This is a genomic window from Xanthocytophaga agilis, assembly GCF_030068605.1.
Lineage (GTDB): Bacteria > Bacteroidota > Bacteroidia > Cytophagales > 172606-1 > Xanthocytophaga > Xanthocytophaga agilis.
The window spans coordinates 627,443-641,662 of sequence record NZ_JASJOU010000002.1 but is presented as its reverse complement, the minus strand read 5'-3'; the positions used below and the strand labels follow the sequence as shown (position 1 = coordinate 641,662).

Genomic DNA, 14,220 nt, shown 5'->3' with positions numbered 1-14,220 from the left:
AATCTTTTACAGAGCTATTACGTATAAGTGTTGTATAGATTGCATTGAGGTACAATATTTTATATATATAAATGTATATTGTATGCTGTAAAATAACGCATGCATTTACAACACAGGTAACTAAAAACAATTATGGACAACAGCAAAGAAATTGCCGCTAAGTATCATGTTAGTGAAGAGACGGTTAAGGTTCTCTTATATGGCTTACGGCTTTCAGGTGGAACACAGGTACAGTTTAATATTCCGGAACTGGGAGGTATGGGGCAATGGCAATCCGGAATGGTGATGATTGGAGATATGTTTAACTCTAGTCTCAAAGATAAGGTAAATCAGATTTGTACAGAACTAGCTGTGTGGATAAGAAATTCAGATGCTCATGCTGAAACTCAGATCCTACCGGATCATCACAGAGCTACTGCTGATAAATCTACAACAAAAGCTACCCCAACCAGGAGTGCTTCGTTTCAAGGGAGTCAGAATGGCCTTCACTATGCCTACTATGCTTCTGAAAATGTACTTGAAATTGATGACAATGGAAAAAAAGCAAAATATGATACAACAGGATATCAGCTAACCGGTGTACAGCAATCGCAAGATAATAGTAGCCAAAGTGTTAGCTTTACCCATCCGGGCGGTACATTGCGGCTTAAGGATCTGAAAAAGATAAAGGATGTAAAAAAGAGCTAAGTCAATATATATAGCTTGGAAGTGCCCTGAAATATAGTCATGATGCAAACCCAACCAGGCGAGCGTGACTATGTATCAGGGCACTTTTGTATTTACATTCCTGCATGTACGATGATTTTCGTGTGTTGGTTTTTAAGATTTTATGAGTAGTAATGGTAGGAATTGCTTGTTTGAATATATGTCATATTATATAACATGTAAAAAATGAGAAATATTTTTGAAACTTACATTAACTGTTTTAATGGATTAGTCGTTTTGTATTAAATAAGAGGTGGTTTATTAAGAAATAGTATTACTGATTAGAAACCGAAAGAAGAGTTTTTATGTATTAAATGTTGGTTATTAGCTTATTTGCTGGTTTTTTAATTTTGTAATGGTAAAAATAAAGAAAGGGTCTCTGTAGAAGAAAAAAAGTTTGACAATTGTATTGGTTTAATAATATATAATGTGTGTTAATAGAAATTTTATTATTTATATATTTGTTTTATTGTGTATTAATGCTGCTTTTTTGTGAATTTAGTTAGTGTGTATTGATATATAGAAGTGTGTTTTATGTAGATTTTTTTTAGATTTTTACGAGCTTTAATGTAGTTGGTTTTAGTAGTGTTTGCCTCAAATAGAGATAAGGTAGCTTTTTTAGTTATTTGTTTTTACTATAATATAAATAAATTGCTGTTACCCGTCTACTGAATTTTTTGTATTTAACCTTTTTGTATAAATAAAGAGTAACAACATCACACGGTAATATTTTAGCTTTTTTCAATCGATAGAAGAATTGACTCTTCTTTATTTTTGAATGTTGTTTTATTCATCTTAAAAACAGTATTCAATAATGAAAGAAATCGCTGCACTAAAAAAAGAAGGTTTTGATATACCTTTTGTTAAATTTCTTTTGCGGAAAGATAACGTACTTATTATGGAGTGGAAGGGATTTGTTAAGGCTGATCTGATTAAAGAAGCTCATGAAAAAGCATTGTCTGTAATAAAGGAAAATAATGTGACTGGACTGGTAGAAGACGTAGTAAACTTTACAGGACCTTTTACAGAAGTTAATCAATGGTTTATTTCGTATTGGGTTCCTGCAGCATTAAAAGTAGGTCTTAAAAAAGCAGGTGTATTGATGAGTAGCAGTTATTTTACTCAGCTTTCTGTAGAGCAACTGAAAGAGAATCCGGAGTTCAAGAGACTTGGTTTAGGTTACCGGATTTTTGGAGAGATGAATAAGGCTACAGACTGGCTTCTTGAAGGAGTAACTGTAAGATAATACCAATACGAACATAGCAAAGAAAATAGTCTTAGTGCTTTTCAATGTGTCTTCTATAGTAGTATACATTGAAAAGCACCACTTAAATCCATACATAGGAATTTTACTCTATACATAGTCATCTGAAACTGTAATACTCTGAACCGGAGTTTATAGCAATATTCTACAAACAAACATCCTCTGTGAATGTATGAAGGGGTGATGCCAGTTTCCTGACTTGGAAGGAGCTGGAATTGGTTACTGCTCTGTCTCTTTTGGGTTGTTATCTGATAAGGATCTTCCTGTTTAAATCACATTTACTTTCTCGTAAAAGGTCTATCTGATTGTTTCTACTCAGAATGGTATGCTATTGTAACTTTTGTGCAGAAGCCGATGAATTATGGACAATCAGTAGTGTTAAATTGATGTTACTTGTTTTTGTAATTATATGTTTGAAAGTCTCTTTTATAGTTATTAGGTATTGTTTCATGTGATAGAAATATTTTTTATTGCATGATTGGATGATTCTGTATTTGATTTTCAAGTAATTGGCAATTGTAAAATAGTATTCTATATATAAGTTACATTTTGGGTATTGATTTGATTATATGTATTTTATAGATTTACATAAATGCTGATTGTTGGTGGTATTTGTGGAAATATAATAAGATAAACAGGTTGATTTTTTGATAAAAAAGCTTACAGCGCTAAACCATTCCTAATGGCCATCTAATAGTAGTTTATCTTCTGTTTTACAGTTTATCCAATAATCTGAGTATGAACCGAATTCGGGTAAATGCCATGGAAATTGAGCAACTGCTTGATTTAATGGAGCGGAATAACTTTTTGTATCCTGCCAAAAAGGAGAAACTTATTCCAGTACTGGGATCTATCAAACAAAATCTACAGCGTGCGTTTGGTCTCCCTGATTCAATGTATCGTACACTTACTTTCTATGATGGAACCGAGCAAATGTTTGCTTCTATTGCAGCCTGGAAGTATTCGCCTTCTTCCATGATCATTCTGCATCTGGTATCCAATCAACCCGTAAAAACCCGTGAGATCTTTTTCTACCACATTTTAAAGCTGGCTGCAATTGAGCAGGAGCCAGTACAGGCGATATTAACATATTATCAGCCAAAGACGCGTTTTGCACATCGCATGTTTACACATTTGTATGAAAGACGCGTAGATGAAGGAGTATTGATTGAGCCTTTTCACTTTTATGCCTTTCAACGTAACAGCACAGATACAACAAAAGGGCAGAGTTCACATACTACCTATAATCTAATAAAAGAGCTTGACAGTCAATTAGTATATGTCAACGGTTCTACCATACCTGGGTATGAATCTTCTGCTGCTGGTGCTAAGAAGATTATAAAACCTTTGGTAGAGAAATGGCTTAACAAGGGTATACATGATAAAGATACAAATACGACTTCTCCTGTTGACACTAAAAGTATAGGACGTTGGCAAATCCAATCTCTTCAGCAAGCGGATCATGCTGCTTTCTCTGATCTTTTGCAGGCTGAAAGAGGACAGTTGTATACTCAGGCATTGGATCTGGAAGGCCAGGATATGACTCTTGAAAAACTAGACAGTCATTACCAAAAGCAAGGGCTTACTCGTCGCCGGGCAATTTTGTTATGTTATGCCAAAGACTCTGGTCTTTTAGCTGGTGCGTTGGTTATTAACCGAGGGTCTGTAGGTCTGCACTTTTCGCAAATTGAAAATGCTGCTGAATTTATTGGCAATAGCCTGTTGTCTCCTACAGAATTATCCGAAGCTCTGAGTATCCTTATTCAGGCCAGCAAAGAAGCCTATGCAGATTGTGAACTGGATGTAGTACCTCTTTTGATTAAATCTTCACAGGCGGAACAAATGTCAGTGCCTGGACTGGTATTTCAGAGACAATATAATCTGATGATTTGTAACCGGGCCAATTTTATAAACTGGATTACGTATCTGATGCAGGAGTACGAGAAATCTCTGAATTATTCTGTCAATCAGTCTGATACGATGAGTGTTGAAGCTGCATAAGCTTTTCAGCTGATACATCTGTTGATAAATCTAAAGTTACTTAGCCTTTAGTAAGAAGCACACATATTTTCTATATTTTACTATTAGTTATTCATGTCTGAACTTATTCAATCTCTTTCTACGAATTCTGCTACGAAACAGAATTCCACTGTAAACTCCTCTGAGGCTTATAGTCGTTCCCGTTATCTGATGGATGATCCTCGCGAAGCAAAACGCCTGGATGCTAAAGTAAATCCGGATGAGTTTATTTCTACTTTTCTGTCACCTGTATTGATAGAAGGTGCACAAACTATTGCAGATTTGGGTTGTGGGGCTGGTGCTATTATTTCTGCATTGGCAGCGAAATTTCCTGAAAAGCAGTTTCTAGGCGTAGATGTCAGTGCTGCCCGTTTGGAACAGGCACAGCTGAAATGCTTTACAGAAGAAGGAAATGCACTTACCAATATTTCTTTCCGTGAAGGATCTATTTATGAAATTCCACTGGAATCAGACTCGGTAGATGTGGTATATACCCGCTTTCTGCTTGAATACCTGAAAGAACCAGTTGCCGCTATTCGTGAACTGAAGCGGATCATTCGTCCAGGAGGTAAAGTAGTATTACAGGATCTGGATGGTCAGCTATTGTTCCAATATCCATTCAGTGTGCCTGAAATGGAACAGGTGTTTGATTACCTGAATAAGAAGACTGGCTTTGATCCGTACATTGGACGTAAACTGTTTGCTTATTCCCGTCAGGCTGGATTAGTGTTAGACAAAATGGATGTGCGGGCATATCACTTATTCCCTGGCAAGATTGATGATTATAATCGCTGGTTATGGGAAATGAAGTTTGATATTTTTATGCCACAGGCTGCTGAAGCTTTGGGTAGTGAAGAAGCTGCACAACAGCTAAAAGCCAAATACATGGCTTTCCTGGATGACCCGGATACCTTGTTGTATTCAAGTTTATTTACATTATATCTGACTAAATAAACATTTTCTTTCCCCCTTCTGGAGGCAATGCCAATAGAAGGGGAAATCTTCCCTTTTAATGTTTCTCTTGTATTTTCTGTAAGAGGCAATTGTGGCTCTAATGCCAAGATGCTGGTTTGAACACTCTTTCAATAATGCCAACGTAAGAGATGTCCGCTTTTTTCTCCCTTTTATCTTTTTGATATTCCTACAGAACACTCTTGTCGCCTGTCTTCCTGAAAGAATCAACCTTCTTTTGTATCCGTTCCCTTTTTGTCCTCCTGAAAGGACCTCGTGACAAGACCGGCGGCATTTCTGACTGGAGAATATATTTTCTCTCAAAAACCAAGCGCCATTCTATTTGTCACAAGTTTCTTTCAGAAGGACAGGGAGAGGAGCATGATTATTACAGTAGGACAGGAAGAGAGAGTCTTTCAACAGAACAAAAAATGAAAGATATTTCTGTGCCTGCTTCATTGCTAATCTGCCAATAATGAATTATTTATTCAAATGGACTAAATTCTAATAACTAGTTACTACAAAGCGTTTAACTACTCTATTAATTGTGGGAAATATAGAAATATATTTATATTGATTTGATTTTTATCATAACACAGTCACAACCTGAATGTTATTTATGAACTTAACACCTGATAAAAACAATGCTAAGTGGAGATGGTCACTCACAGCCACTTGTGTACTACTGTTGCTTACCTCTTTTCGGAATTTGGACAACCAATTGGTTGCCATCCTGAATGCAAATCTGGTTAGTGTACCAACACTTCTTGGCAACGAGCCTCAGGATGATCTAAAGAAAATGCAAGCTGTTTTTACCAGCCTGGATAGTAAGGTCATTGCAATTGGTGAACAGTCGCATGGGACAAGCGAATTTTTTGAAGTCCGGAAAAAGCTAATCAAACTATTCTCCTTAGACCCACAATTCGCAAAGATTGGCCTGGAGGCACCTATGGCAGAAGTCGAAGATTTGAATAGTTATTTGTTAGAGGATCGGGGAGATCTGAAAAGTATTCTGAAAAGTTTTAGACTTTATAACTATGAATGTGCTGAGTTTGTTGATCTGGTTAGTCAAGTCAAAGAAATAAATAAGAATAGAAAAAACAAGATTTCTTTCTTTGGATTCGATATCCAAAGTCCATTTAAATCTTTGGAGAAAATCAGAGAGTTTGCCAAAGAGGATGAATCTATTCCTGTCGAGTCGATCAGCAAATTATTATCCGATTATACTTTATTGAATAATCAGGTATATTCTCATAATTTTTCCAGAGAGGATTTTGACTCCTTAAAATATATCAGTCAACCTGTTCTTTCAGATGTATTTACCTCAACAAAAAATGGTTTATCTATTCGTGATTATCAAACTAATTATCGGCAATTTCTATTGTTGAATGATCCTTCTGTAACCAACTATGAAATGAGTATAATGTCAGAGCTAAGAGATTCTTTAATGGCCGTAAATGTGCTCAACCAGGTCACCAATAATTCGAAGATGATTATTCTGGCACACAATGCACATGTTCAGAAAACGACAAGTGTCTACTCAAAATCAATGGGATATTTTTTGAAACGGAACCTCAAAAATGACTACAAAGTCATCGGGCAAACCACTTCATCAGGTACTGTTACAGCTTTTAAGCCATCGATTGGAAAGATTTCAGCTGATAATCTTCTCACATCTCCAGATCAGACTTCATTTGAGTACTACTTTTCGCTTACCCGAAAGCCTGTTTTTCTAATACAAACTGCACGTATCGCTGGTTTGATAAAGCCGGGCGCAAGACCAAAGAAATACAGATTGCTGCCATTTGGTATACCCAATGACCAGTATGTTACAGGTGATGCTATTGAGGATTTTGATTATATCATTCATATTGAGAAAACATCTGGTAATAAAAGCTTTTACTTGAATTGACATAAACTGTTTTTAGTTATTTCCTTTCTGTAAACTGTGAATAGGATTGAATAAAGGGAAGAACAAACAGAACTGGGGTTATTATACCTGCCTGAGGTAGTATTATTCCCTATTTTTATGTATGAATAATCTATAAATCAGTCTACCTTTGCGTCCCTATACAATTCCTTTTATTGATTTTCTTTTTTATTTAAGGATATGAATTACAAAAACTTTAAGAGTGTCGAAAAATGCGTATTCGGCAATGGAAGCTTTAACCAGTTGCGTGAAATTATAGATGCAAAGAAACAGAGTGCAGATGACTATTTTGTGTTTGTAGTAGATGATGTATTTGAGAACAAAGCATTTGCACAACGCATTCCTGTACTCGAAGATCAGGACAAACTGATTTGGGTAAACGTAGACAAAGAACCTACCACAGAACAGGTAGATGCATTGACTGCTAAAATTCATGGATTTGGCAAATTACCTGCTGGTTTGATTGGTATTGGTGGTGGAAGTACAATGGATATTGTAAAAGCCGTATCTATGTTGTTGACCAATCCCGGACCTGCTACACAGTATCAGGGACTGAATCTGATTAAAAACAGAGGAATTTACAAAGTAGGTGTACCTACACTGGCAGGTACAGGTGCTGAGGTATCGATGACAGCTGTATTGACAGGTCCTGTAAAGAAGTTGGGTATCAAGTGTGATTATACCATTTTTGACCAGATCATCCTGGACCCGGAAGTAGTAGCAGATGCTCCTATTGATCAACGTTTTTATACAGGTATGGATTCCTATATCCACTGTGTAGAGTCACTGACAGGTACAAAAAACAATGCATTTAGTACTGCGTTTGGCGAGAAGGCGTTGACTTTGTGTCAGGAAGTATTTTTACGGGAAGATATTTCTCGTCTGGAAGCAGATGAAAAACTAATGATTGCTTCGTACATGGGGGGATTGAGCCTTACCTATTCTGAAGTAGGTGCTTGCCATGCTTTGTCTTACGGTCTATCGTTTGTATTTGGCTATCGTCATGGTATTGCGAATTGTATTGCTTTTGATGTACTGGACGAAGTATACGGTGATTACGTAAATGAATTCCGTCAGATGCTGGCTTTACACAAAGTAACGCTGCCTAAAAATCTGGCTGCTACCTGGACTGAGGAAGAGATTTCTAAAATGGCAGATGTAGCTATCGCATTAGAACACATGTGGATACATGCCTATGGTCCAGACTGGCGCAATGTATTAACTAAGGAGAAAATTATGAACTGGTATCGCATGATGTAAGCGATTCTTGTTGTTTTTTCAATAATATCATGGAGGAGCAAGAAAATGATTGTAGTTTCGCTACTATCGTTCTTGCTCCTTTTTTATTGACAACTAGCATTATGAAAGTAACCGTAGAGATTAGTCTATATCCATTACATGAGCAATATGAAAGCTCTGTGCTTGCTTTTATTGAGAAATTAAGAAGGCATCCTGAAGTGGTTGTTGAGACCAATGGTCTGAGTACACAAATCTTTGGGGAGTATGACTTTGTGATGAAAGAGCTTTTACCTTTACATATTCAGGAAGTCTTTAGAAAGGAAAAGGCCGTTGTTGTTCTAAAGATAGTACAGGGGCATCTTCGGTATGAAGAATAAGCTGCTGGTTTAGCTATGTTTCTGGATGAACTGTATAGAAAGCTGATTGAAAATATCAGGCTGGTCTACATTGACTACATGACCTGAGTTGGAAACTACTTTCAGTATGGCAGATCGGTGTTGTTTGACAATAGCCCGTACCGGAGCCAGAAACATATAGTCTTCTTCCCCCATCAGATAAAGCGTTGGAATGAAAATCTCTTTTTCATGAAAGTATCTGAGCAATGGATTGATTTCTCCTGTAAGGCGTGTCCAGCGGAGAAATTCTTTTCGTGCCAGGCGTTTAGCTTCCTCAATAAATAATAGCCGGGATTGCTTGTGTCGTTTTTTAGGCATAATAATCCAAGCCAGTAACTTATATAGCCACATATAAGGCATAATCCGCTTCAGCACATTGCCTGCATGCATGAGTACTTTTGATCGTATGGTAAGCCGTGTAATGGCTCCACCCAGAATCATTGACTTGATACGTTCAGGCTGTAACTCTCCGAGTGTTCGGATAATGACGCAGCCCAGAGATATTCCTATAAAGTGAGCTGCTTTGATGTGCCTATAGTCCAATACTTCCAATACATCCTTTGTAACATCTGTAAAGGTGTACGTTTTCCGAAGGTGTTCCTGCAGCAGGTTTTTGGATTTTCCATGTCCTCTCAGATCAATCAGTAATACATTAAAATGCTGACGGAATTCCCGTAGTTGTTTGAACCAGATAGAGGAACTTCCTCCCGCACCATGAATAAATACGACCCATTCAGCAGCGGCGTTTTTAATGAACTGTTTAGAGTAAAGCATAGAGGCTGGAATCAGATAGGAAAGATAGTGAATTAATATAAAAGAATAAAACAGAGAACTTGTTCTACCTATGATAGCTTCATTTACCTAAACTCTAAAAAAGAAAAGGCTCTGAATCTTCAGAGCCTTTTCTTTTGAAAGTATATATTTTTACAGGCTAGTTGAAGATATATCTTACACCAAATTGCATTTGCCAGCGGGAAGCTACTCCAAATGAATCCTGGAAAGTTTTGGTTAACCTAGTTTGGCTAGCAGCATTCAGATATGGATATGTAAACTCAGGTAGCCCTGTAGTTGTATTATATCTTGAATAGCTAAGCAGAGACGCCCGGTTTGCAGATTGGTATACACCCCAATTAGAATTGATCATATTTCCAAAGTTGAATATATCTAAGCTAAATTGTAGTGTGTTACGTTTTGTCCCTGTTTTGATAAAGAAGTCTTGTAACAAGCGAATATCCAATTGGCCTCTCCAAGGCAACATAGCACCATTACGTTCTGCGTATTGACCACGACGGCTGCTTAAGTATTTATCTTGTTTAATATAAGCATCTAAATCAGCCCATTGTTGTGCCGCAGTATAATCAGGTGCTGTAGCGCCAGAGGGTTTTGTTGTACTTGTACCTGTGATAACACCATTGCTGTTTCTAGTAAGATATAGATCACGTAATACAATTTCACTTTGATCACGAGGAATATATATCAAATCATTAGTTTGACTATCTCCATTCATATCCCCAGTATAGATGTATGAGAAATATCCACTAGGTCCTGCTTCATAAAATAGCGAAAGAGTTGTTTTCATAAACCCTGCATATTCTTTAGCATAAGAAGCCGATAACACAATTCTATGTTTTTGCAGATATTGTGTATTTGCTAATACGTTTGCATTAGGATCACCTGAGACATAACGATCACGCCATATAGACTGAGCAATAGAACCACCATCATTAACAGATTTTGCATCAGAGTAAGTATAAGCTGCACTAGCATAGAAATTCTTTGTGAAGCTTTTCTGTAATTGAGCAGTGATAAAGTAGCTATAGCCCTTGTTTGTGTTCTTCATCAAAATAGCATCTGTGATATTGCTGTTGATGCGATTAGTAGCGGGATAACTTACTGCTCCAGTTGTGGAATTAACAGTTCTGTTATAAAAGACAGGTCGCTTATCAGCACCTGTTCCATCTACACCAGCAGCTGTTGAGGTGGCATTAGGCAGGTTAATGTTCTGATGATAAACGGCATTCAGATCTTTCGTATAGGCTGCTTCCAATGTTCCTACAATGCCCCATGGCAGTTGTTGATCTATTGCCAAATTGCTACGCCAAACTTGCGGAAACTTAAAGCTTTTATCTGTAACAGCTAAGTTATAGGTAGAGCTGGCTGTTGCGTTTGTAGGTCTATTGGCATCAACATTAGGACTGAATTTATATTCAGGACGAAGAGATACATTGCCTTCTGAATCTTTAGTAGTAAAACCGCCACTAGAAGCTAATAAGTCTATACTGCCAAACAGAACGCCATTGTTACTAGCTTGATTAGAAATCCATACATAAGGCACACGTCCTGTAAAGATTCCTGTTCCCCCACGAACTTGTGTAGTACGATCACCTTTTACATCCCAGTTGAATCCAAAGCGAGGAGACCAAAGTAATTGTGTTTTTTGTACTTGATCTGTGAAGATCTTTTGCCCATCGCGGAAATTATAACCAGCCGCTTGTTCGTTACGTGCAATTGGTGAACTAATTGTTGGTATATCTGCACGCAACCCAAGAGTCATATTCAACCGTGAATTAATTTCATACTTGTCCTGTACATAGAAACCTAGCTGATGCGCTTTTATTTCTGCCAGTGGAAAAGCACCATTAGGCAACGTTGAATAACGGAATTGATAGCGAGCTGGCAGAACAGCGCCTGTAGGGTTATTCTCACTTACCAGATCTTCACGAGTTACTCCGTTTATGTTATCATAAAAATCCTGTAAAGAAGCAAACTGATATGTTCCGTAGTAATTTGGTGCAAAACCGTTTTCAAATTTATAGAATTCGTTATATGTTCCTACTGTCAATGTATTTTTACCTAGATAAATGTCAAAATTATCTGATATCTGAAACACATTTGTGTTTAGAACGTTGAATGCCGAAAAAGGCTCATATCCAAATGCTGTTAATTGGCTACCCGCTCCATTTCCAATATCTACACCTGGGAATATAATACTTGATGTTGGAGTTTCTCTAAAATCGCGAAATGCTGTATACCCAACCTGAAACTTGTTAGAAAACTTAGTACCAAAAGAACTATTCAATTCAGCAATCACAGAATTTAAGTTGTTGTTGATTCTGTAAAATGCTCCTAAGAATGGCAGACCTGTGTTTGAAGGGCTACGACTGGTGATAGCACCACTATTGCTAGGGTTTACATCACGATAAGATTTAAGATAATTATACTTAATACTAAACTTGTGCTGGTTAGTAATATTCCAATCAATTTTTGCAGTAGCTTTATCGCTGTTGGAAGCTAGCTGATAATTTTCATATGGACCTGCATTGTAACCAAATTTACTTTGTAAGAATGTACTTAGTTCATCTAGTTCTGCTGCTGTAACTGATGATACGTTGCTACCAGTTACACCTGGTCTAGTGGCTATAAAGTTCGGGGTAGGAGGGTCATCACGTCTCTCGCTTTCCATATTAACAAAAAAGAATAATTTGTTTTTGATGATTGGCCCACCCAAGCGGAAACCATAATTGTGTAGTTTGAAGTTTGCCAGCTTGTTTTCAGTACCTGAAACTTTCTTTCCAATGAATCCTTGGTTTCTTGTGAAATAGTAAACAGAACCAGAGAAATCATTTGTACCACTACGAGTAACAACATTCACACCTGCACCGGTGAAGCTACCTTCCCGCACATCATAAGGAGCTATACTTACGGCAATCTGATCTACTGCATCCAAACTGATAGGTTGTGCATTGGTTTGACCACCTACAGTACCTGACAAACCAAACGCATTGTTAAATAATGCACCATCAATAGTGATATTATTGTAACCACCATTTCTTCCTGCAAAGCTGCTATTTGCACCTGCTTGAGGTGTTAAACGCACATAATCGTTGAAGCTACGGTTTAAGGTAGGTAATGCCTGAATTGTTTCACGAGAGATATTAGTAGCAGCTCCTGTGCGGTCTGAATTCAATACAGGGTTGCGAGTGGATGAAACGACAATTTCAGACAGTTCTACTCCCTGATCAGACATTTTAGGACTAAAATTGAAATTCTGTCCAATAGATAGGTTAATACCTTCTACTTTCTGCTCTTTGTAACCTACAAAAGTTATTGTGATTGTGTAAGGACCGCCAATACGAACATTTGGAAAGTTATAACGACCATCAGGACGAGTAAGTGATGAATACTGTGTACCTGAAGGAGTATGCACAGCAATTACAGTAGCTCCAGGTAAGGCTTCTCCTTTAGCATCTGTAATGATACCGCTGATAGCTGCTGTAGTAACTCCCTGTGCTACAACTTCCTTTCCAGCTAATAAAGCTAAGAACAGGATGGAAAGCGTGAGTAATCTTTTAAGCATAATTAAGGTTTAAGATAAATGAAGAAATTGGATTTAGATGATGAGAAAAGGTGTGAAACAATTTGTCTTTGATAGTTGGATTTTACAGGTAAGAGTAGTGAAACCTTACACCCCTTTTACCTTGCAAAACTACTTCCTGCAATTATCTTTCGATAATGATTAATATTAATTAATTGTTAATTGAATTGTCTGGAATTTGTATTATTTTTATTAATACTTAGATAAAATGAATTTGAGAAATCCGTTGTCTTTAACCCTTGCCTAGTAAATTGAAGGGTATTTTTTATAAATTTGAGCTGGTTTTATATAAAAGAAGACTTTTTTAGAGGCAGAAAGACGTATAAGTATAATGTTTGTTCAAAAATATGCTTATTTTCTGAAACCAAAAAATTTAATTTTTTATATGTCAGCCTCAGTTTATACAAAAAATAATGAGGCAGTAAAGAGTAAAAACAGGATAGAAAAAATAGATATATGTTGTTGTATAACTAACATCCTGAATTTTACCTTCTATATCAAAAATAAGAAAAGAAATTTAACTATTTTTTGCTTACATAATCTCTATATTTATTTTTCATGCAATTAAACTACAAAGTATTGGGAGAAGGAAAACCTCTCATCATCATGCATGGCATTTTTGGGCTAATGGATAACTGGATGGGACTATCAAAGGTTCTTTCTCAAAACTATAAAGTCTACCTGCTGGATTTGCGCAACCATGGACGTTCACCTCATTCAGATGAATTTGATTATGAGGCCATGAGTCAGGATTTGCGTAAGTTTATGGAAGAACATTCTATCGAAAATCCTCATATCATCGGACATTCGATGGGAGGGAAAGTAGCTATGTATTTTGCTGGTCGTTTTCAGCCCGAATTATTTGATAAAATGGTGATAGTGGATATTGCTCCAAAATATTATCCTGTACACCATCGTTCTATACTCGACGCTTTGCAAAGTATTGATTTACAGAGTTTACAAAGTCGTACTCAGGCAGATGAGGTATTGGCGCGTTCTATACCAGAGATGGATGTACGACAATTTTTGCTGAAAAACCTATATAGAAAAGATGAAGGAGGTTTTGGCTGGCGTTTTAATCTGAATATATTGAATCAGGAGATAGAAAATGTAGGGGAAGGACTACCTGAACATTTTTATTCAGAACGACCGTTTTTATTTATTCGTGGTGGGCTTTCTCATTATATTAAGGACGGTGATATGGATTTGATCTTAAAACATTTTCCCAATGCGCGTTTGGAAACAGTAGCAGGGGCAGGACATTGGGTTCATGCAGAGAAACCTGAAGAATTGCTTACCCTGGTACAGGATTTTATACGTTAAGTTTCTATCTAACTAACGA

Annotated in this window: 10 protein-coding genes; 8 read left to right on the top strand and 2 right to left on the bottom strand. The window is 36.9% G+C overall.

Annotated features, from left to right (window positions below; genetic code table 11):
* Positions 1-132 precede the first annotated feature (132 nt).
* From QNI22_RS09455 to QNI22_RS09425, 7 genes are all read left to right on the top strand, one after another.
* A complete protein-coding gene (locus QNI22_RS09455; protein WP_314510408.1) occupies positions 133-687 on the top strand; it encodes a hypothetical protein in 555 nt (184 codons plus the stop codon).
* 832 nt (positions 688-1,519) lie between these two features.
* Positions 1,520-1,951 (top strand): hypothetical protein, encoded by a 432-nt coding sequence (locus QNI22_RS09450; RefSeq protein ID WP_313975395.1) that lies wholly within the window; start codon positions 1,520-1,522, stop codon positions 1,949-1,951.
* Between the two features lie 756 nt (positions 1,952-2,707).
* Entirely contained in the window at positions 2,708-3,970 is a 1,263-nt protein-coding gene (locus QNI22_RS09445) for a hypothetical protein (RefSeq protein WP_314510407.1), read from the top strand.
* A gap of 93 nt (positions 3,971-4,063) precedes the next feature.
* The gene (locus QNI22_RS09440; RefSeq protein WP_314510406.1) at positions 4,064-4,942 is read left to right on the top strand and encodes a class I SAM-dependent methyltransferase; all 879 of its coding nucleotides are present in this window, start codon (positions 4,064-4,066) and stop codon (positions 4,940-4,942) included.
* A gap of 616 nt (positions 4,943-5,558) precedes the next feature.
* Positions 5,559-6,851, top strand: a complete 1,293-nt coding sequence (locus tag QNI22_RS09435; RefSeq protein ID WP_314510405.1) for an erythromycin esterase family protein — start codon at positions 5,559-5,561, stop codon at positions 6,849-6,851.
* Positions 6,852-7,049: 198 nt separating this feature from the next.
* Entirely contained in the window at positions 7,050-8,129 is a 1,080-nt protein-coding gene (locus tag QNI22_RS09430) for an iron-containing alcohol dehydrogenase family protein (RefSeq protein ID WP_313975389.1), read from the top strand.
* 101 nt (positions 8,130-8,230) lie between these two features.
* Positions 8,231-8,485 (top strand): hypothetical protein, encoded by a 255-nt coding sequence (locus QNI22_RS09425; protein WP_314510403.1) that lies wholly within the window; start codon positions 8,231-8,233, stop codon positions 8,483-8,485.
* Between the two features lie 9 nt (positions 8,486-8,494).
* On the opposite strand, the gene QNI22_RS09420 is transcribed toward QNI22_RS09425, so the two are convergent.
* Both QNI22_RS09420 and QNI22_RS09415 read right to left on the bottom strand, forming a co-directional pair.
* Complete coding sequence (locus QNI22_RS09420) at positions 8,495-9,277, bottom strand: alpha/beta fold hydrolase (protein ID WP_314510402.1); 783 nt, start codon at positions 9,275-9,277, stop codon at positions 8,495-8,497.
* Positions 9,278-9,434: 157 nt separating this feature from the next.
* A complete protein-coding gene (locus QNI22_RS09415) occupies positions 9,435-12,860 on the bottom strand; it encodes a TonB-dependent receptor (protein ID WP_314510401.1) in 3,426 nt (1,141 codons plus the stop codon).
* 576 nt (positions 12,861-13,436) lie between these two features.
* Here QNI22_RS09415 and QNI22_RS09410 point away from each other — a divergent pair.
* Positions 13,437-14,201 (top strand): alpha/beta fold hydrolase, encoded by a 765-nt coding sequence (locus tag QNI22_RS09410; protein WP_314510400.1) that lies wholly within the window; start codon positions 13,437-13,439, stop codon positions 14,199-14,201.
* Positions 14,202-14,220 lie beyond the last annotated feature (19 nt).

What these genes read in the sequence shown, in the direction of transcription:
- QNI22_RS09435 (WP_314510405.1), top strand. Translation starts at nt 5,559, where the DNA reads ATGAACTTAACACCTGATAAAAACAATGCTAAGTGGAGATGGTCACTC.
- QNI22_RS09455 (WP_314510408.1), top strand. Translation starts at nt 133, where the DNA reads ATGGACAACAGCAAAGAAATTGCCGCTAAGTATCATGTTAGTGAAGAG.
- QNI22_RS09420 (WP_314510402.1), bottom strand. Translation starts at nt 9,277, where the DNA reads ATGCTTTACTCTAAACAGTTCATTAAAAACGCCGCTGCTGAATGGGTC.
- QNI22_RS09430 (WP_313975389.1), top strand. Translation starts at nt 7,050, where the DNA reads ATGAATTACAAAAACTTTAAGAGTGTCGAAAAATGCGTATTCGGCAAT.
- QNI22_RS09425 (WP_314510403.1), top strand. Translation starts at nt 8,231, where the DNA reads ATGAAAGTAACCGTAGAGATTAGTCTATATCCATTACATGAGCAATAT.
- QNI22_RS09415 (WP_314510401.1), bottom strand. Translation starts at nt 12,860, where the DNA reads ATGCTTAAAAGATTACTCACGCTTTCCATCCTGTTCTTAGCTTTATTA.
- QNI22_RS09410 (WP_314510400.1), top strand. Translation starts at nt 13,437, where the DNA reads ATGCAATTAAACTACAAAGTATTGGGAGAAGGAAAACCTCTCATCATC.
- QNI22_RS09445 (WP_314510407.1), top strand. Translation starts at nt 2,708, where the DNA reads ATGAACCGAATTCGGGTAAATGCCATGGAAATTGAGCAACTGCTTGAT.
- QNI22_RS09440 (WP_314510406.1), top strand. Translation starts at nt 4,064, where the DNA reads ATGTCTGAACTTATTCAATCTCTTTCTACGAATTCTGCTACGAAACAG.
- QNI22_RS09450 (WP_313975395.1), top strand. Translation starts at nt 1,520, where the DNA reads ATGAAAGAAATCGCTGCACTAAAAAAAGAAGGTTTTGATATACCTTTT.